At 73.7% G+C, this 22,884-nt stretch carries 23 protein-coding genes; 20 read left to right on the forward strand and 3 right to left on the reverse strand.

Annotated elements, in window-relative coordinates; all coding sequences use genetic code 11:
* The first annotated feature begins 13 nt into the window (after window positions 1-13).
* From ASG70_RS16525 to ASG70_RS16565, 9 genes are all read left to right on the forward strand, one after another.
* Window positions 14-901, forward strand: a complete 888-nt coding sequence (locus ASG70_RS16525; protein WP_304437986.1) for an aldolase — start codon at window positions 14-16, stop codon at window positions 899-901.
* Window positions 898-2,364: a hypothetical protein gene (locus ASG70_RS16530; protein ID WP_056884951.1), complete on the forward strand. Its 1,467-nt coding sequence runs from the start codon at window positions 898-900 to the stop codon at window positions 2,362-2,364. Before ASG70_RS16525 ends, ASG70_RS16530 begins: the two co-directional genes overlap by 4 nt.
* Window positions 2,361-3,668, forward strand: coding sequence for an ABC transporter substrate-binding protein (locus ASG70_RS16535; RefSeq protein WP_056884952.1), 1,308 nt, complete (start codon window positions 2,361-2,363; stop codon window positions 3,666-3,668). Before ASG70_RS16530 ends, ASG70_RS16535 begins: the two co-directional genes overlap by 4 nt.
* Before the next feature lie 9 nt (window positions 3,669-3,677).
* Window positions 3,678-4,634, forward strand: coding sequence for a carbohydrate ABC transporter permease (locus tag ASG70_RS16540; RefSeq protein WP_082590950.1), 957 nt, complete (start codon window positions 3,678-3,680; stop codon window positions 4,632-4,634).
* Between the two features lie 12 nt (window positions 4,635-4,646).
* Entirely contained in the window at window positions 4,647-5,462 is an 816-nt protein-coding gene (locus tag ASG70_RS16545) for a carbohydrate ABC transporter permease (protein ID WP_056884953.1), read from the forward strand.
* A gap of 2 nt (window positions 5,463-5,464) precedes the next feature.
* Window positions 5,465-7,780 carry a TIM-barrel domain-containing protein gene (locus ASG70_RS16550; RefSeq protein WP_056884954.1) on the forward strand — a complete coding sequence of 772 codons (2,316 nt, stop codon included), beginning with the start codon at window positions 5,465-5,467 and terminating at the stop codon, window positions 7,778-7,780.
* Entirely contained in the window at window positions 7,773-8,864 is a 1,092-nt protein-coding gene (locus tag ASG70_RS16555; RefSeq protein ID WP_056884955.1) for a Xaa-Pro peptidase family protein, read from the forward strand. Before ASG70_RS16550 ends, ASG70_RS16555 begins: the two co-directional genes overlap by 8 nt.
* A gap of 68 nt (window positions 8,865-8,932) precedes the next feature.
* Complete coding sequence (locus ASG70_RS16560) at window positions 8,933-10,360, forward strand: NAD-dependent succinate-semialdehyde dehydrogenase (RefSeq protein ID WP_056884956.1); 1,428 nt, start codon at window positions 8,933-8,935, stop codon at window positions 10,358-10,360.
* A gap of 10 nt (window positions 10,361-10,370) precedes the next feature.
* Window positions 10,371-11,093, forward strand: a complete 723-nt coding sequence (locus tag ASG70_RS16565) for a TSUP family transporter (protein WP_056884957.1) — start codon at window positions 10,371-10,373, stop codon at window positions 11,091-11,093.
* A 27-nt stretch (window positions 11,094-11,120) separates the two neighbouring features.
* Here ASG70_RS16565 and ASG70_RS16570 read toward each other — a convergent pair whose 3' ends face one another.
* The gene (locus tag ASG70_RS16570; RefSeq protein ID WP_255353872.1) at window positions 11,121-11,759 is read right to left on the reverse strand and encodes a polysaccharide deacetylase family protein; all 639 of its coding nucleotides are present in this window, start codon (window positions 11,757-11,759) and stop codon (window positions 11,121-11,123) included.
* Between the two features lie 64 nt (window positions 11,760-11,823).
* Between ASG70_RS16570 and ASG70_RS20160 the strand changes: the two genes are divergently transcribed.
* Window positions 11,824-12,060, forward strand: a complete 237-nt coding sequence (locus ASG70_RS20160; protein WP_235531556.1) for a hypothetical protein — start codon at window positions 11,824-11,826, stop codon at window positions 12,058-12,060.
* Window positions 12,061-12,234: 174 nt separating this feature from the next.
* Window positions 12,235-13,629, forward strand: a complete 1,395-nt coding sequence (locus tag ASG70_RS16575; protein WP_056884959.1) for a GAF domain-containing protein — start codon at window positions 12,235-12,237, stop codon at window positions 13,627-13,629.
* 9 nt (window positions 13,630-13,638) lie between these two features.
* On the opposite strand, the gene ASG70_RS16580 is transcribed toward ASG70_RS16575, so the two are convergent.
* Together ASG70_RS16580 and ASG70_RS16585 are read right to left on the reverse strand one after the other, a co-directional pair.
* On the reverse strand, window positions 13,639-14,556 hold the full coding sequence (locus tag ASG70_RS16580; RefSeq protein ID WP_056884960.1) for a class I fructose-bisphosphate aldolase: 918 nt from the start codon (window positions 14,554-14,556) through the stop codon (window positions 13,639-13,641).
* Window positions 14,553-14,768 (reverse strand): hypothetical protein, encoded by a 216-nt coding sequence (locus ASG70_RS16585; protein ID WP_056884961.1) that lies wholly within the window; start codon window positions 14,766-14,768, stop codon window positions 14,553-14,555. Before ASG70_RS16585 ends, ASG70_RS16580 begins: the two co-directional genes overlap by 4 nt.
* 145 nt (window positions 14,769-14,913) lie before the next feature.
* On the opposite strand from ASG70_RS16585, the gene ASG70_RS16590 reads away from it, so the two are divergent.
* From ASG70_RS16590 to ASG70_RS16630, 9 genes are read left to right on the forward strand one after another with little or no spacing between them, the layout of a single operon-like run.
* Window positions 14,914-15,378: a hypothetical protein gene (locus tag ASG70_RS16590; protein WP_056884962.1), complete on the forward strand. Its 465-nt coding sequence runs from the start codon at window positions 14,914-14,916 to the stop codon at window positions 15,376-15,378.
* A gap of 38 nt (window positions 15,379-15,416) precedes the next feature.
* Window positions 15,417-16,388 (forward strand): hypothetical protein, encoded by a 972-nt coding sequence (locus tag ASG70_RS16595; RefSeq protein WP_156400067.1) that lies wholly within the window; start codon window positions 15,417-15,419, stop codon window positions 16,386-16,388.
* Complete coding sequence (locus tag ASG70_RS16600; protein WP_200949318.1) at window positions 16,375-17,880, forward strand: V-type ATPase 116kDa subunit family protein; 1,506 nt, start codon at window positions 16,375-16,377, stop codon at window positions 17,878-17,880. Before ASG70_RS16595 ends, ASG70_RS16600 begins: the two co-directional genes overlap by 14 nt.
* Complete coding sequence (locus ASG70_RS16605; RefSeq protein ID WP_056884964.1) at window positions 17,874-18,326, forward strand: ATP synthase subunit C; 453 nt, start codon at window positions 17,874-17,876, stop codon at window positions 18,324-18,326. Before ASG70_RS16600 ends, ASG70_RS16605 begins: the two co-directional genes overlap by 7 nt.
* Window positions 18,323-18,568 (forward strand): hypothetical protein, encoded by a 246-nt coding sequence (locus ASG70_RS16610; RefSeq protein ID WP_056884965.1) that lies wholly within the window; start codon window positions 18,323-18,325, stop codon window positions 18,566-18,568. The genes ASG70_RS16605 and ASG70_RS16610 overlap by 4 nt, the downstream gene beginning before the upstream one ends.
* Complete coding sequence (locus tag ASG70_RS16615; RefSeq protein ID WP_056884966.1) at window positions 18,565-19,110, forward strand: hypothetical protein; 546 nt, start codon at window positions 18,565-18,567, stop codon at window positions 19,108-19,110. Before ASG70_RS16610 ends, ASG70_RS16615 begins: the two co-directional genes overlap by 4 nt.
* On the forward strand, window positions 19,095-20,828 hold the full coding sequence (locus ASG70_RS16620; RefSeq protein WP_056884967.1) for a V-type ATP synthase subunit A: 1,734 nt from the start codon (window positions 19,095-19,097) through the stop codon (window positions 20,826-20,828). The genes ASG70_RS16615 and ASG70_RS16620 overlap by 16 nt, the downstream gene beginning before the upstream one ends.
* Window positions 20,825-22,234, forward strand: a complete 1,410-nt coding sequence (locus ASG70_RS16625) for a V-type ATP synthase subunit B (protein ID WP_200949319.1) — start codon at window positions 20,825-20,827, stop codon at window positions 22,232-22,234. Before ASG70_RS16620 ends, ASG70_RS16625 begins: the two co-directional genes overlap by 4 nt.
* On the forward strand, window positions 22,231-22,875 hold the full coding sequence (locus ASG70_RS16630; RefSeq protein WP_056884968.1) for a V-type ATP synthase subunit D: 645 nt from the start codon (window positions 22,231-22,233) through the stop codon (window positions 22,873-22,875). Before ASG70_RS16625 ends, ASG70_RS16630 begins: the two co-directional genes overlap by 4 nt.
* The last annotated feature ends 9 nt before the right edge of the window (window positions 22,876-22,884 follow it).

Raw genomic sequence — 22,884 nt, forward strand, 5'->3', positions numbered from 1 at the left:
CCGAGGAGCCCCTGTGAGCAGCAGCCCCAGCCCGACGGCGTACACGCTGTCGTCGATCGCCCGCCCCAGCGGCGCCTTCGCGATGCTGGCCGTGGACCAGCGCGAGGCGATGCGGGGGATGTTCGAGCAGCACCAGGACGCCCCGGTCATCGACGAGCAGCTGAGACGGTTCAAGGTCGCGGCGACCCGGATCCTCAGCCCCCACGCCTCGGCGGTGCTCGTGGACAAGCAGTTCGCGTTCGATGCCGTCGTGGAGGAGTCCGCCGTCGCGCCGGCCTGCGGGCTCATCGCCGCAGCAGACCACTTCATCGCGGGCAACGGCGAGTACGTCACCGCCGTCGAGATCGACCGGGCGGTCGACCCCACCGAGGTCAGGGCGCAGGGCGCGGTCGCCATGAAGCTGCTCGTGATCCACCGACCGGACGAGGACCCCGCCGGCCGGGTCGAGATGGTCCGGGAGTTCCGCGAGCGATGCCGCGAGGCAGGCCTCGTGAGCATCATCGAGCCTGTGGCCAAGGCGCCCAGGGACGGACGTGACTGGGACTGGGACGCATGCGTGGTCGAGGCGGCGCGCGAGCTCGGGGACCTCGGCGTCGACCTCTACAAGGCCGAGGTGCCCGGCAAGGGGTTGGGCGACGAGAAGCAGATGCGCCGGCGGTGCGCCGAGATCACGGATGCGGTGTCGTCACCCTGGGTGGTGCTCTCCTCCGGCGTGCCGGCCGACGTGTTCCCCCAGGCCGTGCGGATGGCCTGCGAGGAGGGCGCGTCGGGGTTCCTCGCCGGACGCGCCGTCTGGGCGTCGGTCATCGGCAGCGACGACCTCGAGCGCGACCTGACCGAGGTGTCCGTGCCGCGCCTGCAGCAGCTGGGCGAGCTGGTCGACGAGGCGGTGTCACGATGACCACGGTGCCTGCCCCCTCGCGCAGCACCCGCGTGGTGGTGGTGCCCACGGCACGACCGACCTTCGCCGTCGACGTCGCCGCGCAGCGAGCCGCCGAGGCGCGAGCGCTCCTGGTGGAGCTCGGCGCCGACGTCAGCGGGCCCACCGAGCTCGTCATGACGCCCGAGGACGTGGAGAAGGCGAGCACGTACGCCCTGTCGGAGGCGGACCTGGTGGTCAACGTCTGCGCCTCCTTCTCCGACGCGACCCCCGCCCTGCGGCTCTATGCCGACCTCGACGTGCCGGTCCTGCTCTGGTCGTTCCGGGAGCCGGGCCCCGTCGGCGACCGGCTCTGGCTCAACAGCCTCTGTGGCGCCAACCTCTTCGGGCACGCCCTGGTCACCCGCGCGGGCCGCGCGCCGCGGCTCGTCTACGGCGACCCCGGGGAGCCGCAGGTCCGCGCGGCCCTGGAGGCCGCCCTCGCCGGCCGGCTCCCGGACGCGCCCGCTCTCCCGACCACCCGGGGAGCGCGCTCGGACGACGAGCCCGGCGTGGGCGCTGCCCTCGCCTCACTGCGTGGTCGCACCCTCGGCCTCGTCGGCGACGCCCCCTCCGGCTTCACGCCCAGCCACTACGACCCGGACCTCGTCGAGTCCCTGTTCGGCATCCGGGTCGAGGAGATCACCGTCGAGGACATGTTCGACCGGGTGGGCGCGGTGCCCGACGACGAGGCGGACGCAGAGCACGCCGATGCCCTGGCCGCCCAGCCCTCGCTCGGTGCGGTCGACCCGGCCCAGCAGCAGCTGTCCGCGTGCGTCACCACGGCCCTGCGCGGCTGGCAGGCCGCGGCCGGGCTCTCCGCCATGGCGATCCGGTGCTGGCCGGAGTTCCCGGGGTCGCTGGGCGTGTGCCCGTGCTCGTCGCTGTCCCGGATGGCCGATGCCGGGACGCCCACGGCCTGCGAGCGCGACGTGTACGGGGCCATCACGATGACCCTGCTCGAGGCCTTGGGGTCCGGCTCCACCTACCTCGTCGACACCGTGGACCTCGACGCTGCCGCCAACGTGGTGCGGCTGTGGCACTGCGGTGCCGCGGCCACGTCGCTGGCCGCAGACCCCTCCGAGGCCACCCAGTCGGTGCACTGCAACCGCAAGATCGGCGTGGCCGGCAACTTCCCGCTGAGGACCGGTCCCGTGGTCATGGCGCGGCTCACCGAGGACCCCGCACGTGGCCTCAGGCTGCTCATCGCCGCCGGCGAGTCGGTCGCCGAGCCCAACCGTTTCCAGGGCAACACGGCGGCCGTGCGGTTGGACACCCCGGCCGAGGACTTCGTCCGGTCGCTGGTCACCCACGGCTTCCCCCACCACACGGTCCTGGCCTGGACCGATGTCCGCCCCGCCCTGCGGACCGCTGCCGACCAGCTCGGCATCCCCGTCGTCGAGTTCGCCCCCGCCCCCACCCAACCCACCGAGGAGCAGTCATGAGCACCACGTCGAAGGCACCGCACATCACCCGTCGCACGGTCCTGCAGGTCCTCGGGATGGGCGCGGTCGGCGCCACGGCCGCAGCCTGCGTCGGCCCGGGCAGCACCGCCGGCAAGGCCAGCGCCACAGCGCCGAAGTCGGGCGCGTCGGCCAGCGGCGACATCTCGTTCGCCCACTGGCGGGCCGAGGACAAGGAGGTCTTCGACAAGCTGATCAAGGACTTCCAGACCAAGCACGCGGGCGTGACCGTGCGCCAGGACATCTCGCCCTCGAACGACTACCAGTCCTCGGCGCTGCAGCGCATCCGCGGCGGCTCGGTCGGCGACGTCTTCACGGCCTTCCGCGGCGCCCAGTTCGTCGACATGGCCAAGGCGGGCATCTACACCGACCTGTCCGGCCAGCCGTGGGCGAAGAACTTCAGTGCCGACCTCATCGCGGCAGGCAAGTCGGGCGGCACCCAGCTCGGCTTCCCCTACCAGGTCGTCTTCAACATGCCGGTGACCAACAAGGAGCTCGTCGCCAAGGCAGGCGGCAGCACACCGCCCAAGGACTGGGACTCCTTCCTGGCGCTGTGCGACAAGCTCAAGTCGCAGGGGGTGGTGCCCATCGCCTGGCCCGGCGGCGACCCGGGCAACGCGGGCCAGCTCTTCAACTCGATGGTCATGAACAACGCGCCCAGCGACGACATGTGCGCCAAGATCGAGGCCGGCGAGCTGAAGTGCACGGACGACTGGTTCCTGCAGACGCTGAAGCAGTACGTCGAGCTCAAGCCCTACTTCCAGGCCAACAGCACCGGCACGGCCGTCGAGCCCTGCCAGCAGATCTTCGCCACCGGCAAGGCCGCCATGCTGGCCACCGGCTCTTACCACATCGCCGCGGTGCGGGCGCTCGGCGCGAAGTTCGCGATGGACCTGGTGTCGCCCATCACGACGACGGCCGACAAGGCGAAGTACGAGGGCATCTACAACGCGACCTTCGTGCTCGGCGTCAACAGCAAGTCCAAGCACCAGGCGGCCGGTGTCGCGTGGCTGGAGTACCTGTCGACGCCGGAGGTGGCCGGCCAGTACGCCAACGGCACGAGCCAGCACGTCACGGTGAGCGGTGTCGAGTACACCAACCCCGACCTCAAGGCGCTCTCGCCGTGGCTGGACAAGAAGACCCTGCTCGCGCCCCGGTTCCAGTTCAACAACCTGGACGTCCGCTCGGCGGTCGAGGGCGCCTGCGTCGCCGTCGTCGGGGGGAAGAAGCCGGAGCAGGCCGCTGCCGACGCCCAGCGCGTCGTGGACCAGCAGCGCAAGGGCTAGGAGCTTCAGATGTCCGTGTCTGAGAAGAGCCCTGCCGTCCGCACGGGAGAACCGCGCGTGGCGCTGCGGAGGAACCGTGGCGGCGGCCGGGCGCCCAAGGTGCACCCCGCCCTCTGGTTGTTCCCGCTGCCGGCCGTGGTGATCTACGTGATCTTCTTCGTGGGGCCGACGCTGCAGGCGTTCCAGTACTCCGTGACCGACTGGGACGGCATCAGCTCGGCCTTCTCCAACGTCGGTGGCGGCAACTTCAGCAGGATCACGACCAACGACGACCTGTTCCGCGGGGCGCTGACCAACAACGTCAAGTTCCTGCTGGTCGTCGTCATCGCGCAGACCGCGTTGTCGCTCCTCCTGGCCTTGCTGCTGCAACGCAACTCGAAGTCCTCGACCGCCCTCCGGGCCCTGTTCTTCCTTCCCGCGATCCTGTCGTCGGTCTCGGTCGCGTTCGTCTGGAAGTTCATGTACGACCCCAACTTCGGGCTCATCAACCAGGTGCTCGGGGGAGTGGGGCTCGACCGCCTGCAGGGCGCCTTCCTCGGTGACGCGTCCAAGGCCATCTACTGGGTCGCGCTGGCCCAGGTGTGGGCCCACGCGGGCCAGCTCATGGTCATCTTCGTGGCGGGCCTGCAGCAGATACCCGAGGAGCTGTACGAGTCGGCCGAGCTCGACGGTGCCGGCACCTGGGCGCGGTTCCGCTACGTCACCTGGCCGCTGATCGCACCGGCCACCGCCATCGTGGTCGCCTACACGACCATCCAGTCCTTCAAGGCGTTCGACCTCATCCTCGGCCTGGGTGGCAACCCCCCCAAGGGTTCGCTGGACATCCTGTCCACGCGCATCTACACGACCTTCACCAACTCCCGGTTCGGTTACGCCGCAGCGGAGTCCGTGGTGTTCATGGTCATCATCGCCCTCGTCAGCTTCCTGCAGCGGCGGGCCGTCCGGCTCACCCAGCACGGTGTGTGAAAGGAGCTCCTGATGGCTGGTTCGATCGGTCGACGCGTCATCCTCGGCATCTACGCCCTGCTCATCATCGTCCCCCTCTTCGTCGTCCTGAGCGGCTCGTTCAAGTCGACCAAGCAGCTGTTCGACGCGCCGTTCGCGCCGCCCTCGTCGCTGTCACCGGGCAACTACCGGGCCGTCCTCACCGACGCGAGCATGGCGACGGCGTTCGTCAACAGCACCGTCGTGACCCTGTCGGCCGTCGTCATCACCCTGGCGGTGGGCAGCCTCGCCGCCTACGGCCTGGCGCGGATCCCGGGCTGGCGCGGGATGGTCGTCTACGGCTTCCTCGTCCTGGGCATGGCCGTCCCTGCGCAGTCCAACATGATCCCGCAGTACGTGCTCTTCCAGAGCCTCGGGCTGCTCGACAGCCGCATCGGGCTGGTCCTCATCGAGATCGTGGCCACCCTGCCGGTGGCGGTCTTCATCATGACGGGGTTCATGCGCACCCTGCCCCGGGAGCTGTTCGAGGCCGGGTCCATCGACGGGGCGGGCCCTTGGCGCACCTACCGTTCGATCGCGCTGCCGGTCTCGGTCCCGTCGCTCGCCGCCACCGCCATCTTCCTGTTCGTCATCCAGTGGAACGACCTGCTCTACCCGCTGCTGTTCATCCACGACCCGGCCAAGACGACGCTGCCCCTGGCCCTGCTCAACTTCCAGGGCGAGTTCCTGACCAACTACCCGCTGCTGTTCACGGGAGTCATCGTCGCCTCGGCGCCGCTCGTCGTGGCGTACGTCTTCCTGCAGCGCTACTTCGTGGCCGGCATCACGGCAGGCTCGGTGAAGGGATGACCGTGGGCCAGACCCTCCTGCTGCGGCGCGTCACGTCGGTGCGCCGCGACGACTCCGGCTCCGTGCTGGTGTCGGTCGACGCCCTCCCTGCGGTGCAGCTCGGCATCATGCCCGGCTGGCTGACTGGGGAGCCGCCCCTCGAACAGGGCATCGAGACGTCCATGCCCAACCTGCCGGACCTCGACCTCCCGCCCACTGACGCGACGGCCTACGAGCTGCGTGTCAGCGCGCCCTCGCCCGAGGCGCTCCGGCTCACGCTGGCCCCCGCCGGCGCACAGGTGCTGGCCGACGACGGCACCTGGCTCGGCATCGTGACCGACCCCTCCCCGCAGGCCGCCCCGCTGGTGGTCGAGGAGACGGCAGGCGAGGTCGTGGTCTCGACCGCCGGGGCCCGGCTGCGCATAGGGCGTGCGCCGTTCACGCTCACGCTGGAGGACCCGGCGAACGGCCGGACGCTGCTGCGTTCCGCCCACCGCCTGCGGCAGGTGGCAGGGCTGATGATGGCGCCCACCGCCATCGCGGACCCGAGCGGCCTGACCCTCAACCTGGAGCTCGCCCCCGACGAGGACGTCCTCGGCTTCGGTGAGCAGTTCAGCCGCCTCGTGAAGAACGGCCAGCGCCTCGTCCTGCGCGGTGAGGACGCGTGCGGCACCGGGACGGGCATGGCCTACAAGCCGGTGCCGGTGTGGCACTCGACCGCCGGGTACACCGGCTTCGTCAACACCGGTGCCGTCGTCACGGCGGACGTGGGCCACCGGCGGCCGTCGGTGCTCGGGCTCGGCGTGGACGACGAGGCCGTCGACCTGTACCTCGTCGCCGGCGGCACGCCCAAGACGCGCCTCACGGCGTACACCGCCCTCACCGGCCGACCACCGGTGCCGCCGTTGTGGGCGTTCGGGTACTGGATGGGTCGCTGCCGCTACCACAGCCGCGACGAGGTGCTCGAGGTCGCGCACACGATGCGTGAGCACCAGGTGCCGCTGGACGTCGTCCACCTCGACCCCGACTGGCTCGTGGTCGACCGCCTCAACTGCGACTTCATCTGGAACGAGAGCCGCTTCGGCGACCGCCGTGAGCTCGTGCAGACGTTGCGGGAGCTGGGGATCCGCCTGTCCGTTTGGGAGCTGCCCTACCTCGACCCGGCAAGCCCGCGGTTCGAGGACGCCCGCGACAAGGGCTACCTCGTCCGGCGCACCGACGGCAGCCTCGCCGGCATCCAGAAGACACCGACCCCCGACGGGCGGATGCGCGCGCTGGTCGACTTCACCAACCCGGACGCCGTCGCCTGGTGGCAGGGCATGCACGAGGCGTTCCTCGACGACGGCGTGGCCGTGTTCAAGACCGACTTCGGCGAGGCCCTGCCCGACGACGTGCAGCTGCACGACGGCACACCGCCCAACCATGCCCACAACGTGTACGCGTTGCGGTACAACGGCGCCGTCAGCGACGCCATCGCCCGCTGCACGGGGCGCGCCCCCCTCGTCTGGGGACGCAGCGGGTGGGCCGGGTCGCAGCGCTACCCCGGCCAGTGGGGAGGCGACGCCGAGTCGACCGTCGCCGGCATGCAGGCCACGGTCCGGGGCGGGCTCTCCTACGCCGTGAGCGCTCCAGGCTTCTGGAGCCACGACATCGGCGGGTTCTTCGGCCCGGAGCTGACGCCCGGCCTCTACGTGCGGTGGACCCAGTTCGGGGCGTTCTCCCCGCTCATGCGTGCCCACGGCCTGCGCCCGCGTGAGCCCTGGGCCTTCGGGGAGGTGGCACTCGAGGCGGCCCGGCGGTGGGTCCGCCTCCGCTACGAGCTGCTGCCGACGCTCTGGCAGGTCGCCCACGAGTCCGCGTCCCGCGGCTGGCCGGTGATGCGGCCGCTGGGGCTGGAGTTCCCCGACGACCGCGTCGCCCAGTCCGTCGACGACGCCTTCATGCTCGGGTCCGACCTGCTGGTCGTGCCCGTGTTCGACGACGGCGACGCCCCGGTGACCCGCCGCTTCTACGTGCCTGAGGGGCAGTGGCACGACCTGCTCACCGACGAGACCTGCACGGGCCCCGGCTTCAGGGAGGCCACCGTGGCGCTCGACGCCATGCCGGTGCTCGTGCGCAGCGGGGCGGTTCTACCCAGGGTCGAGGTCGACGGCGAGGTCCGCTCCACCGACGACCTGCTCGGGCGGCCGTGGACGCTCCACGCGTACGGGGAGGCCGCCGACACCGACCTCACCCTCACCGGCTTCGACGGCAGTGCCACCCGTGCCCACCTCACGGGCGACGCTGTGGAAGTCATTGGCACGCAAAAGGTCTCATCACGGGTTACTCGTCATGGATGACCGTCGCGCGGCCTTCGAGGGCCGGCTGGCCGGTCTCGCCGACGTGGCCTCGGCCGCCGGCGTCCGGACCCTCGTGCTGCGTGACCCCGCGACGCTCGCCTGGCTGCTGGAGTCGCGGGTCCACGTGCCCCTCACGCTCGACAGCGCCTGCCTCGACGTGGTGGTCGACACCGAGGGGGCGACACCGAGGCCGACCGTGGTCACGAACGCCATCGAGGCCCCGCGGCTGCGCGACACCGAGCTCGGCGACCTGCCGGTCGAGTGGCAGGTCGTGCCGTGGTGGGAGCCCCGTGACGCCGCCCTGCCCTCGGGCGACGGCACGGGCAGCGACCGCCCGACGCCCGGGAGCGTCGACGTCGCGCCGGCCGTCACCGGGCTGCGGCGGACGCTGTCACCACGGCAGCGCTCCCTGCTCGCCGAGGTCGGCCGGGACGCGGCGGCGGCGGCCACCCGTACCGCGGCGCGGCTCACCCCGGGGACGACGGAGTACGCGGCCGCGGGGCTCTTCGCGGCCGAGCTCATGGCTGCCGGGATGGACCCTGTCGTGCTCATGGTCGGCGGCGGGGCTCGCCCGGGGCCGCACCGACACCCGCTGCCCACCCTCGAGGTGCTGGGCAGCCGTGCGATGTTGGTGTGCTGCGCCCGCCGCCACGGCCTCGTGGCCAGCGTGACCCGGATCGTCTCCTTCGGCCCGCTCGGCACCGAGGCGCAGGACGCCTACGCGAGGCTGCTCGCCGTGGAGCAGGCGTTCCTGGACGCCAGCCGACCCGGCCGCCGCCTGGGCGACGCCTTCGCCGAGGGCGTCGCCGCCTACGCACACCACGGCTTCGACCCCGAGGAGTGGCACCGCCACCACCAAGGGGGGCTGTCGGGCTTCCAGCCACGGGAGTTCCCGGCGCACCGAGGCAGCGACCTCGGGCTGACCGACGGGTCGGTCGTGGCCTGGAACCCCAGCGCGGCGGGGCTCAAGGTCGAGGACACCGCCGTCGTCGGGACGTCCGGTCCGCAGGCCCTCGTGCACGACCCGGCGTGGCCGTCGCTCGAGGTCGGCGGCCGCCTCCGGCCCGACGTGCTCGTCCGCTGACCGCGCCCCAGCCAGGACCCACCCCCGAACCCGGCCGTGAACGGCCGCCGGCACCAAGGAGAGACACCGTGACCGCTCTGGCGAAGTCCCTGATCGACGGGCGCTGGGAGACCCACGACGAGCAGGTGGACGTGACCAACCCCGCCGACGGCAGCCTCGCCGGCCACCTCGCGTGGGGTGGCCCGCGGGACGCGACCCGTGCCGCCGACGCGGCGGCGACGGCCTTCGAGGACTGGGCAGACCTGCCGGCGAGGTCGCGGGCCGACATCCTGCGCGAGGCTGCCGACCTCATGACCGCCCGGGCGGACGACATCGGTCGCCTGCTCGCCGTCGAGGCGGGCAAGCGGCTCCCGGAGGCGGTGGGGGAGGTCGCGTTCTCGGCGGAGTACTTCCGCTGGTTCGCCGAGCAGGCGCGGCGCCCGGCAGGGGAGGTGGTGCCGCACGAGGCACCCGGGCGACGTCACCTCACCCTGACGCGCCCGGTGGGGGTCGTGGCATCCCTCACCCCGTGGAACTTCCCGTGCTCCATCCAGGCCCGCAAGCTCGCCCCCGCGCTGGCCGCCGGCTGCACCGTGGTCGCCCGCGTCTCGGAGAAGGCGCCGTTGGCCGTCACCGAGCTGGTCCGCTGCCTCGTCGACGCCGGCGTGCCCGCCGGAGTCGTCAACCTCGTGCACGGGCCGGCGCGTGCGGTCACCCAGGCGCTGCTCGACCACCCCGCAGTCCGGGCCGTGAGCTTCACCGGCTCGACCGAGGTGGGCCGCGAGATCATGGCGTCGGCGTCACGCCGCATCGTGCGTCCGCTGCTCGAGCTCGGCGGTGACGCGGCCTTCGTCGTGTTCGAGGACGCCGACCTCGACGCAGCGGTCGAGGGCGCGATGCTCGCGAAGTTCCGCAACACCGGCCAGTCGTGCATCGCAGCCAACCGCTTCGTGGTGCACGAGTCGGTCCGTGAGGAGTTCACCGGCCGGTTGACCGAGGCCATCGACGCCATGAGCGTCGGCAACGGCCTGGCGGACCCGTTGCCGGACCTCGGACCCGTCATCGACCAGAGCCGTGTGGAGGCCGTCCAGGGCATGGTGGACGGGGCGCTCGGCGCAGGTGCCACCCGCCTGACGCGGTCGTTCGACCTCCCGGCCCAGGGCACGTACGTTGCCCCCGCCCTGCTGGCCGACGTCCCCGACGACGCCGACCTGGCGCGCAGCGAGGTGTTCGGGCCCGTGGCCGCGGTGTTCTCGTTCCGCGACGAGGCCGAGGCCCTGCGGCGTGCCAACGGCACGGAGATGGGGCTCGCCGGGTACTTCTGGTCGCGCGACGTCAGCCGCGTCTGGCGGATGGCCGAGCGGCTCGAGGTGGGCATCATCGGGGCCAACAACGCCCTCCCGTCGGTGTGCTTCGCGCCCATGGGTGGGGTCAAGCAGTCGGGCCTCGGCCGCGAGGGCGCGGCCCTGGGGCTCGAGGAGTTCCAAGACGTGCGGTACCTGTCCCTGGGGCTGTGAGCGAGCGACGATGACCGCGGACCTGCTCTTCCTGCCGCTCGGCGTCGCAGCGGGCGCGGTGACCCAGCGAGTCACCGGGGTCGGGTTCGCCCTGGTGGCCGCGCCGCTGCTGGTCCTCGCCACCGGGGCGTTCGACGGGATCATCCTGGCCAACGTCCTGAGCCTGCTCGTGGGGGTCGTGGTGCTCGCACGCACCTGGCGTGACGTCGAGTGGCGTCGAGGGATCCTGCTTGCCGTACCCGCCCTGGCCGTCGTCCCGCTCGGCGCGTTCGTCGCGCGATCGGTGCCCGCGCCCGTGCTGCTCGTCGTGACCGGCACGATCGTGCTCCTGGCCCTCGGCCTGGTACAGCTCGGCCCGCGCACGGCCGTGCTGCACGGCACGACCGGAGCGGTGGGGGCCGGAGCGGCGAGCGGCTTCATGAACGTCACCGCGGGGGTCGGCGGACCGGCGATGGTGCTGTACGCGGTGAGCACCCGCTGGGAGCACCACCGCTTCGTGGCGACGTTCCAGTTCTACGCGGTCCTGGTGAACCTCGCCTCGCTCGCGACCAAGGGACCCCCGCACCTTCCGCCCTCGGCGCTGGCGGTGTCCGTGGGCGCACTCGGTGTCGGCCTGCTGCTCGGCGAGCTCCTGTCGCGACGCGTGCCCGCCGACCGGGCGAGCAGGGCCGTCGTGGTGCTCGCGATGGCCGGCGCCCTGGCCACGGTCGTCAAGGGAGTGGTGGCGCTGTGACCCGCCGGGCCACCTGCCTTCACGGCCTCAGTGGGTGAGCACCGTCAGGGTGGTGAAGCCGTAGCCCGCTGCACGGTAGCCGGCGATGATGCGCGGCAGCGCTGCGGCGTCGAAGGTCGTGCCGTCGTCAGGGTTGGCACCGACGTGCATCAGCACGACCTGGCCCGGGGTGCGGCCGGCGAGCACGCGGGCGACGACGCTGTCCACGGTCATGCCGCCGGACGTGCCCTTCCACCCCAGGGAGTCGGTGGTCCACCCGACCGCTCCATAGCCCTGGGCGTGGACGAGGCCCAGCACCCGGGAGTCGTAGGCGCCGAAGGGGAACCGGAACAGGGGTCGGGGGTCCTTGCCCGTGGCGGCCAGGATGGCGCTGCGCGTGAACGACAGCTCCTGCTGCAGGGTGCTGCTGCCGACGGTGGTCAGGTCCGGGTGGCTCCACGTGTGGTTGCCCACAGGTCCGACGGCCGCCATCTGGCGTGTGGTGGAGGGGTTGGCCGCGGCGAACTTCCCGGTGACGAAGAACGACGCCGGCACGCCCTGGGCCCGCAGCGTCGCGAGGATGGTGGCCGCGCCCTGGCTGCCCGCCCCGCCGTCGAAGGTCAGCGCCACGACCCGCGACGAGGTGGGCAGGCGGGTGACGACGCCGTCGCGCAGGGCCGGCGGCAGGCTCGTGACCGGCGGGGTGGTCCTGCTGGACGTCGAGGGGTGAGGTGAGGGCCTGGGGGACGGGGTGGTCGGCCGCGCGGACGGGCGGGTCGCCGTGCTGCTGGTCGTGGTGCGGCGCGGGGTCGTCCGGGTCGTCGGAGGAGTCGTCGTCGAAGTGAGGGAGGACGTCGTGCTGGAGGACGTGGCGGCGGTCGTGGGCCCCACCGTCGTGGACGGCGCTGGTCCTCCACCGGTGCTGCACCCGGCCATCAGCAGGGCCGCTACGGCCGTTGCCCAGGTCGATCTCATGCTCCAGGAGTAGTCCTGCTGGGGATGCACAGGTAAGGGGCGAACGTCCCCGCGGCGGTGGTCGTCAGGGCCGCCTCGAGAGTTTGTGGGCAAGCGTCTGACCAGTGCCTATGCTGGAGGTCCGGGCGCCGGTGACCACGGTGCTGTTCCGCACGGAGATCGGGGTCGATCGTGGCGGAGGTGCGGAGTGGATGACGGCAGGAACGACCATGGGGCCGGGCGCGACGGGTCGGGGCCGCCGAGGCTGACCTTCCCGGACGCCCCCCGGCTGGCGCTCGAGGAAACGCTGCTCGCGCTGACCAGCCAGGCTGCGGACGTCCTCGCGACACAGGGGCGCCTCCGGGCACTGCTGCGTGCCATCGCCGCCTTCAGCGGCGACCTCGACGTGCACGTGGTGCTTCGCCACGTCGTCGAAGCCGCACGGGAGCTCGTCGACGCACGGTACGCCGCCCTGGGCGTGGTGCGGGGTGGCCACCTCGTGGAGTTCATCCACTCTGGCATGGATGCCGAGACGGTGGCGCTGATCGGAGACCCGCCGAAGGGCCTCGGCCTGCTCGGCCAGCTGGTCGAGCACCCGGAGGCGTTGCGGCTGCGCGCCCTGGCTGAGCACCCGGCCGCCGTCGGCTTCCCCGAGAACCACCCTCCGATGCGCAGCTTCCTCGGGGTGCCCATCCGCGTCCACGACCAGGTGTTCGGCAACCTCTACCTCACCGAGAGCGCGAACGGCGAGTTCAGCGACGAGGACGAGCAGCTCGTGACCGCCCTGGCGCACAGTGCGGCCACGGCGATCGCCAACTCCCGCGTGCACACCGAGGTCCAGGAGCAGCGCCGGTGGCTCTCCGCGTCGACGCTGCTGACCCAGGATCTCTTCAAGGGTGGCGAGCGCGCCACCGCCCAGGTGGCCAGGCACGCGGCCCTCGGGGCCGACGCCGACCTCGCCGCGATCGCCGTCCCCGGGGTCGAGCCCGGCACCCTCCGGGTCGACGCCGCGGCCGGGATCCTCGCCGGCCAGGTCTCCGACCTGCCCATCGACATCGACGGCAGCCATGCCGGCCGGGTGTTCACGACCGGGGCCCCGCGCCTCATCCAGGACTACGGCAGCACGCTCGGTGACGGCGACACCGCGATGCTCGGCCCGCTGGTCATCGTCCCGCTCCAGGCCCGCGACGAGGTGCTCGGCACCCTCAGCGTCGCCCGGCTCGCCAACCGGCCCGTCTTCACCGCGTCGGACGTCGAGCACCTCTCCCTCTTCGCCGCCCACGCCGGGCTGGCCATCGAGCTCGACCGCAGCCGGTCCGACCAGGAGCTGATGAACCTGCTGCTGGACCGCGACCGGATCGCCGCGGAGCTGCACGACGACGTGATCACCGAGCTGTTCAGCGTCGGGATGGGGTTGCAGGGACTGGCCGGCAGGGTGCAGACCGACACCGCCGTGCACTCCCGCGTCCTCGAGATGGCCGAGTCGCTCGACACGACGATCCACCGCATCCGGACCACCGTCTACTCCCTGCGGTCCGCCCAGCCGGGCAACCGCTCACCCGGGCCGTCGCACGGGCCGTCGCACGGGCCTCCGCCAGGCTGACGCCGGTCGTTACTCGCCCAGGTGGATGTCCATCACGTTGTGCAGCAGCTGGATCGCCTCCTGGTGGGGCCGCTGGAACGAGTTCCTGCCCATGATGGTCCCGAAGCCGCCACCGAGTGCCGTCTGCCGGTTCTCCTCGAGCACCGCTGCGGTCTCCTTCGCCGCGCCCCCGGAGAAGATGACGATGCGGTGGCCGTCGAAGGCCGACTGCACCACGTGCCGTACCCGGTCCGCGAGCGTCTCCAGCGGCACACCTGCCTTCTCCAGCGCGGCCCGTGCGGCGTCGTTCTCGATGAGGTGCGTCGGGGGCTTCACCTTGACCACGTGCGCGCCGAGCTGGCAGGCGAGGTGCGCCGCGTACGCGACGACGTCGACCGCGGTGCGTCCCTCGGTCGAGACACCGGACCCGCGCGGGTAGGACCACACCACGAGGGGCAGCCCCGCCTCGGCCGCGTCGCGCGCGAGCCGGCGCAGGTCCTCGTACATGTGGTTGCGGGCGGCGGAGCCGGGGTAGATCGTGAAGCCGACCGCGGCGCACTCCAGGCGCAGCGCGTCCTCGACCGTCGCGACGACGGCGGGCTCGGGGTCGGCCCCCGTGTAGAGCGAGTCGGAGCCGTTGCACTTGAGGATGAGGGGCAGCTCGGTCGCGTACGTCGGGGCGACGAGCTCGGCTGCGCCGAGGGGCAGTGCGTGCGCGCTGCACCCGGCGTCGAGCGCGAGCCGGGCGTGGTAGCGCGGGTCGTAGCCCGCCGGGTTCGCTGCGAAGCTCCGCGCCGGCCCGTGCTCGACGCCCTGGTCCACGGGCAGCACCACGAGCTTGCCGGAGCCGCCGGTGCGGCCCTGCTCGAGGATGCGGCGCAGGTTGGCCAGGGTGCGGTGGCTGGAGGCGGGGTACCACGACAGGATCTCCTCGACCCGCCGAGTCATGACCGCGGCTCCTGCTCCGTCGACGCGTGCTCAACGGGGCCTGCCGTGGGAGATCGGCGGGCGTCCTTGCGACGGCGCAGCGCGTCGAACATCGCGATCCCGAGGTAGCGCCTCAAGGCGGTGTCGACGGCCTGGTCGGAGTCGCGTGGTGCCCGCGCCGTGACGGCGTCCGCGGCTTCCTTGCGTATGCGGCTGCGCTCGAGATCTGACATCGCTCACCTCGCTGGGTCGGCCGGGTCACCGGTCGCTGGTCCTGCCTCTTCAGGCTAGGAGCGGCGGGCCCCTGCGGCCCGGGACCTATGTCCCCTCGGGACGTTCGGTGCGCTGCCTACCGTGGCGAGGGGAGAGGAGGACCGCGTGCCCCGAGTCCGTGACCTGCTGTACCGGTTCCGCCCCGCGGGCGGGCCGGGTTCGGCCACGCCGGCCGGCGTGCCTGCCGACCGGGCGCGTGACCTCGCCGAGGAGCTGGAGCCGGTGTTCACCGCGCTCGCGCCGACCCTGGCCCACTGCCGCGAGGTCGTGGAGCAGGGGCGCCGCGACGCCGACCGGGCGCGCACCCGCGACGCCCTGGCCGTCGAGCGGCTGCTGGCGGACTCCTCCGCCCGGGCGGCGACGGCACGGGCGCATGCCAGGGCTCAGGAGCTGGCCGAGGCGGACTCCCGTGGCGCGGTGGTGGAGGCCGATGCAGCGGCCCACGCCTCCCGGCTCGGCGTCCGCCTGGGCGAGCTCCTGCCGACGTACCGGGAGCAGGTCGTGGCCTCGGTGAGGGCGCTCCTGGCGGAGGCACCGGGACGTGACACCGGCCCCGGTGGTCGACCATGAGTGCGGGGTGGGTGGCCGTCGGCGTCCGCGCTCGCGCCATGACCAGCCGCCGACTCGGGTCGGCCGGTGCCACCCGCCTCGGTGAGGCCGGTTCGTGGGAGGACGCCGTCGAGCTCCTCGCCGCCTCGACCTACGGCCACGACGTGCGGGCGGGCCAGACGCTTGCCGAGGCGCAGCACGCGGTCGTCGACACCATGGTGTGGAACCTGCGGGTCCTCGCCGGCTGGTCGCCGCGTGAGGGCGTGGCGATCCTGCGCGCGATGGTGGCGCCGGTCGAGGTCGCCAACACCCTCGACCACCTCGAGTCCCTGGCCGGTCGCCGGCCGCGCGCCCCGCACCGGCTCGCCGGCCTCGGCACCGCCTGGCAGCGGGTGCAGGGGGCCACGACGCCCGCGGAGGTGAGACAGGAGCTGGCCACCTCGGCGTGGGGTGACCCCGGCAGCGACGACCTCCGGGCCGTCGGCGTGACGATGGAGGCCGTGGCCGCGGACCGGCTCGTGTCGGTGGTGCCGGAGGCGACGCCCTGGGCTGCGGGCTCGGTGGCCCTGCTGCTCGCCCGCGAGCTCGAGGCGGGGCAGGGGCCGCTGCCGGAGCCGTGCCGGGTCGCAGCAGCCCGGGTGGTGGGCTGGGCCGCCGTGCGCGCGGGTTCGGTGCAGGAGCTCGTGGGGGCCCTGCCGCGGACGGCCTCGTGGGCCCTGACCGGGGTGTCCGGGCCCCACGACCTGTGGCGCGCCGAGGCGCGGTGGTGGCGGCGGGTCGACCGCGACGCCGGCGCCATGGTGCGGCGCAGCCCTCCCGGCCACGAGGTGCTCGTGGGGGCGGTGGCCCTGCTCTCGGTCGACGCCTGGCGGGTGCGGGCGGCCCTCGAGCTCGCCGCCCTCGGCGGCAACGGTGGGTCGGCCCAGGGGTCCGCTCGCGAGTCGGCTCGCGGTTCGGGAGTCGGGTCGGACCTCCGGTCGGCGCTGGGGTCGGCCCTCGGCCCGGGGGAGGACGCCCATGAGGTGGCGTGAGGCCCTCGAGCCCGTCGTCATGCAACGGGTGGCGCTCGCCGCGTGCGCCGACGCGCTGCGGGACGTGCTGGTGCAGGCCGCCGACGAGGGGACCCTGCAGCTCGACGACGCCGTGCCGGACGGTGACAGCGTGGGCGCCGCGACGGCCGCCGCCCGGCGGCTCGGGCGGCTGCAGCCCGGCGACCGCCCGGCACCGGCCCTGTCGCCGCAGGGACCCGACCTCGACCGCTGGGAGCGGCTCGGGAGGCTCGACCTCGTGGCGGGGGAGGCGGAAGTCGAGGAACGGGTGGCGCAGGCCCTCACGCGCAGTGGGGTGTCGGCCCTGGTCGGGTGGGTGCCGGCCGACCGCATACCCGCCCTGGCTCACCGCGTGGGGAGGTGCGGGGGAGCGGTCGTGCCACTGGCTCGGCCGCGCGGCCTGCAGCCGCCGACCCTGCTCGGCGAGACCGGTGCCTCCCGCGACTTCGCCCCCCTCGTCGAGACGTATGCCACCGTGCCCTACGCCGACGTGAACCCCTCGCTGCTGGCGGGCCTCGCCTACGTCGTGATGTTCGGGATGATGTTCGCCGACGCCGGCCACGGGCTGCTGCTGCTCATCGCGGCGCTCGTCCTGCGCTGGCGGCCCCGGCCGTGGATGCGGGCGGGGCGCCGGGTCTGGCTCTTCCTGGCCGGCGCGGGCTTGTGCAGCATCGTCTTCGGCGCCCTCTACGGCGAGGTCTTCGGACCCACCGGCGTCCTGCCGACCCTGTGGCTGGACCCGGTCGCCAGCCCGGTCGAGCTGCTGGCCGCGAGCGTCGGGGTGGGTGGCGTCCTGCTCGCGGGCGCGTACGCGCTGGGCACGGTCAACCGCTATCGGGAAGGCGGGTGGCGACGCGCCGCCTACGCCCCGTCCGGGCTCGCCGGCTCGACCCTGTTCCTCGCGATGGTGGCCGCCGTGGCCGGCGCCTACCTCGGGTACGGCGCCCTCTTGGCTGCGGCGGTGGTGCTCGCGGTGGCCGGGCTCACGACCGCGTACGTGGGGCTGCTGGCGCGTTCAGGGGGCGGCGCCGGCGGGGCGGCGGAGGCAGCGGTGGAGCTGTTCGACCTCGTCGTGCGGCTGGGCTCCAACCTCGTCAGCTTCGCCCGGCTCGCGGCGTTCGGGCTGACGCACGCGGCGCTCGGGGCCGTGGTGTGGGACGGCACCACCGGGCTCTGGTCGGGCGGTGGCCTCGCCGTCATCGGTGCGGTGGTGCTCTTCGTGGTCGGCAACGCGGTGACCTTTGCGCTCGAGGGTCTCGTCGCGGCCATCCAGGCCCTGCGGCTGGAGTACTACGAGCTGTTCTCCCGCGTCTTCGACAGTGAGGGCGTCCCGTTCCGACCCTGGCACGTGCCGATCACCACCGACCCCGTCGACCCCGTCGAGCCGGCCACGAGCGAGCCCTCCGGCGGGCCCTCCACCGAGCTCTCGACCGAGCTCTCGACCGAGCCCCTCACCCAGGAGGTCCCATGTTGACCTGGCTCATCGCCCTGCCGGCCGTCGCCGTCGTCAGCGCGTCGACGCACCTGCTCCTGCGCCGCGGCGGCCGACGGCTGCGGTGGGTCGCGGCAGCCAACGGCGTCCTGCTCGTGGGCGCGCTGGTGCTCGTCGAGCTCGCGACCCGCGCCGGCCCCTCGGCAGCGGCACAGCACCCCGGCACCGCCACGGCGACGGTGACCGCCGCGACGACGGCGGCGTCGGCAGGGACGGCCAACGGGTCGGCACTTCTGGGTGCGGCCATCGCGGTGGCGGGCTCCTCGATCGGTGCGGCCATCGCCGTCGCCTACACGGGTTCGGCGGCCCTCGCGGCGATCAGCGAACGGCCCGAGCTGTTCGGGCGGGCGATGGTCATCGTGGGGCTGGCCGAGGGCATCGCCATCTACGGGCTCATCGTCTCCGTCATCCTCATCGGCCGGGCATGACCACCCCGGCGACCGGGCGCGACGCCCGCGACGTGGCCGCCCTGGGCGAGGAGACGGCCCTCGGCGCCCTGCGCCTGGTGGGCGTGGCGGTCCACGCGGCCGAGACACCCGACCAGGCGCGAGAGGGCTGGGCCCGCCTGCAGGGCAGCGGGCTGGTGGTGCTCACCTCCTTGGCATCGGCGGCGTTGGGTGACGCGCGACTGGCGCCGGGTGCGCCCCTCACCGTGGTGGTGCCGCCATGACCGCGGTGACCCGCTCGCGCCCTGCTCCAGACCCGGCCCTCGACCCGGCGGCGTCCGCGCTCGAGCCCCTCGTGGGTGCGCTCCTGCGTCGCGCGACGCACGAGGCCGCGGAGCTGGTGTGGACGGCCGAGCACGAGGGCACGACGTCGGTGGCCGAGGTGCGTCGCAGGATCGACGCCACGGTCCTTGCCGCCGCCGAGCAGGGGCGCGCCGAGGGTGCCGACTTGGTGGCGGCCGACCTCGCCGCGGCGCGACGCCGGGGACGCACCACGCTCCTGCAGGCACAGGCGGCCCTGCACGCGCAGGTGCGCGAGGCGGCAGGTCAGGCCGTCCGGGACCTGCTCGACCGGCCGGGCAACCGGGACCGGCTCGAGGCCGTCCTGCGGGACGCGCTCGGAGGGCCGGCGCAGGTGCGGGTCACGGCAGACGGTGGTCTGCAGGCCGTGGCCGCGGACGGCCGGGTGCTCGACGCCTCGGTCGACGTCCTCGCCCGCCGGGCCGTCGACGGGCTGGACCTGGAGGCGCTGTGGACGACCTCCTGAGCACCGGCGCGAGGGTGTCGCGGGTCAGTGGTCCGCTGGTCGAGGTCGACGGGCTCTCGGAGGTGGCCATGTCCGAGCTCGTCGCCCTCGGCGGCCTCGGGGTGCCGGGCGAGGTCGTCGCGCTGCGCGGCTCGGTGGCCACCGTCCAGGCCTACGAGTACACCGGCGGCCTCGCGGTGGGTGAGCCCGCGCGCGCCCTGGGCCGGCCGCTGTCGGCGCGGCTGGGGCCGCACCTCCTCGGTGGCGTCTTCGACGGCCTGCTGCGCCCGCTGCTCGGCGCCTCCACCTGGCTGACGGCCGATGCGGGCAGGCCCGCGGCCGGCACCGCCCGGGTTCAGTGGGAGCCGGGGGTGGCGGTGGGTGCGCAGGTCTCTGCCGGCACGCGGCTGGGGACCCTGCCCGGTACCGGTGCCCTGGAGCACCGCGTCCTCGTGCCGCCGGGCCTGACGGGCACCGTGGACTGGGTCGCGCCGGCCGGCGTGCGGGCGGCTGCCGAGCCGCTCGTGACCGTCGGTGGTGAAGCCGTGCGGGCGGTCGAGGACTGGCCCGTGCGCCGGCCGCGGCCGGTCCGCGCGAGGTTCGGGGCGTCCGAGCCGCTGCTCACCGGCCAGCGGGTGCTCGACGCGGTGTTCCCGGTGGCCCGCGGCGGCACCGTGGCGGTGCCCGGCGGGTTCGGGACGGGGAAGACGATGCTGCTGCAGCAGATCGCGAAGTGGTGCACCGCCGAGGTCATCGTCTACGTCGGCTGCGGCGAGCGCGGCAACGAGATGGCCGACGTGCTGGCCGAGCTCCGCGAGCTCACCGACCCCGCGACCGGCCGGCGGCTGGCCGAGCGCACCGTCATCATCGCCAACACCTCCAACATGCCCATGATGGCGCGCGAAGCAAGCATCTACAGCGGGGTCACCGTCGCCGAGTACTTCCGCGACATGGGGTACGAGGTCGTGGTCATCGCCGACTCGACGTCGCGGTGGGCCGAGGCGCTGCGCGAGTTCGCGTCCCGCTCCGGTGCCCTCCCCGCCGAGGAGGGGTACCCGGCCGAGCTCCCGTCGGCGCTCGCGGCCTTCTACGAGCGGGCCGGTCGGGTGGAGACCCTCGGTGGGGACGCGGCGTCGGTCACGATCATCGGCGCGGTCTCCCCGGCCGGTGGAGACCTCACCGAGCCCGTGACCGCCCACACCGAGCGGTTCGTCCGGGCGGTGTGGGGCCTGGACCGCGACCTCGCGTACGCGCGCCACTACCCGGCGGTCGCCTGGTCCGGCAGCTTCTCGCGCGAGGCGGAGGCGGTGGGCGCCTGGTACACCCGCCACGGCGACCCGGAGTGGGCGGTGCGGCGCGGGCGGGTGGTCGGGCTCCTCGCCGAGGCTGACCGGCTCGGCGCGCTGGCCGCCCTCGTCGGCGTCAACGCCCTGCCGGGGGCCGAGCGCGTCGCGCTGCTGGCCGGCCGCCTCCTGCGTGAGGGGGTCCTGCAGCAGAGCGCGCTGTCGCCGCACGACATCCACTGCTCGGCAGCCAAGACGGCCGCCCTGGTCGACCTGGTGCTCGCGGTCGTCGACGAGTGCCAGGACCTGGTGGCGCAGGGGGTGACGGCGTCCGAGGTGGAGGAGGTCGACTTCTCCCCGGTGCTGCGGGCGGCGCAGGAGTGCCCCCCGGACGAGAGCGGTCCGGTCGTGGAGCGCCAGCAGGTCATGCTCCAGCGCCTGGGGATGCTGCGGTGAGCCCGCGCCCCCGCGGCCCGGCCCTGCTCCGTGTTGAGCACCACGGCGTCGTGGCGGTGCACGGCCCGCTGCTGGTCCTCTCGGCGGTGCAGGGCACCGGGTGGGACGAGTTCGCGCAGGTCCGGGTGCGCACCGACGGGACGCAGCGCGGTGACCGCCACGGGGTCGTGCTCGAGGTCGACCGGGACGTCGCCGTCGTGCAGGTCCTCGAGGGCACCGACGGGCTGGTGCCCGAGACGACGGGCGTGGTGTTCACCGGGAGCCCGCTGCGGGTGCCTGTCGGCCCGGGCTGGCTGGGCCGGGTGTGCAACGGCCGCGGCGAGCCCGTCGACGGCGGCCCGCCCATCACCGGCACCAGCACCGCCGCGGTCGCCGGGGCCCCGCTCAACCCCACCCGCCGGGTCTCACCGGCCGAGCCCGTCCTCACCGGCATCTCCGTCATCGACGCCCTCACCACGCTGGTCCGCGGCCAGAAGCTCCCGGTCTTCTCCGCCGCCGGCCTGCCCCACCTGGAGCTCGCCGCGCAGATCGCCGCCCAGTCCACCGCCGGCGGCGACCCCTTCTCGGTGGTGTTCGCCGGCATGGGGCTGACCCACGCCGACGCCGATGCGGTGCGCGACGTGCTCGAGGAGCGCCTCGACGCCGGCGAGCTGGTGCTCATGCTCAACACCGCCGACGACCCGGTGATCGAGCGCATCCTGACGCCCCGCATCGCCCTGACCGTGGCCGAGCACCTGGCGTTCGAGCTAGGCCGGCACGTCCTCGTCGTGCTGGCCGACATGACCAGCTACGCCGAGGCGCTGCGCGAGGTGTCCTCCGCCCGCGGCGAGCTGCCGGGCCGGCGCGCCTACCCCGGCTACCTCTACAGCGACCTCGCCAGCCTCTACGAACGCTGCGGGCGCATCGAGGGGACACCCGGCTCGGTGACGGTCGTGCCGGTCCTGACCATGCCCGCGGGCGACATCACCCACCCCGTGCCCGACCTCACCGGGTACATCACCGAGGGACAGGTGGTCCTCAGCCGCGAGGCCCACTCGCGCGGCGTCTACCCTCCCGTCGACCCGCTGGGGTCGTTGTCGCGGCTGATGCGCAACGGCGCCGGGGCGGGGCACACCCGCGAGGGACACGTGGAGGTCGCGGCGCAGCTGCTCGCCGCCCTGGCCCGGGCCCGCGACGTGGCCGAGCTGGCAGAGCTCGTCGGCACCGAGGGCCTGAGCGCCACCGACCGGCTCTACCTCCAGCTCGAGGACCACCTCGAGCGCGACCTCGTGCACCAGGCCCGGACCGAGCGGCGCACCCTCGACGAGACCCTGCGGCGGTGCTGGCAGGTCGTCGGCACGCTTCCGCGCCGCGAGCTGGCCATGCTGCCGTCGGACCTGCTCGACCGCTACGGGGTGGGGCCGTGACCACGGGCCACCGTTCGGTCCCACCCGGGCGGGCGGGGCGCGTCTGGCTGCGGCGTCGGCTGCAGACCGCGCGGCGCGGCCGTGAGCAGATGGACCGCCGGCTGCGCATCCTGCTGCCCGAGCGGCGGCAGCTGGTGGCGGTGCTGGACCAGCAGCGCCACGACTGGTCGGGGGCGTGCGAGGACGCCGCGACCTGGCTGCGCCGGGCGGCCCTGCTCGGCGGGGAGGACGCGCTCGAGCTGGCGCGCAGTGCCCAGCAGGTGCGTGTCACCGTCGCGTGGGCGAGCTCGATGGGCGTGACGTACCCCGTCGAGGCGAGCCTGACCCGCGCCGGCCCGCAGCTCGAGCGCCTGTGGTCCAACGCCGCCCTCGCGCCCGCGACCACCGCGGCCTGGCGGATGGTGGAGGCCGGGGCCGCGCTCGCCGTCACCGAGGAGGCGGTGCGCCGCCTCGATGCCGAGGTCACCCTCACCCGGCGCCGGCTGCGCGTGCTGGACCAGCGGTGGTTGCCCGAGCTCACCGGGGCCCTGCGCGACCTCGAGCTGGTGCTGGAGCAGGGCGAGCTCGAGGACGGCATCCGGCTGCGGCACGGCGGGGCGGCAGGTGGCGAGGGAGGTCGGCCCCGGGGCGGCCGGCCCTAGGGAGCGTGC

This window comes from Phycicoccus sp. Soil748, from assembly GCF_001428025.1.
Taxonomy (GTDB): Bacteria; Actinomycetota; Actinomycetes; order Actinomycetales; family Dermatophilaceae; genus Pedococcus.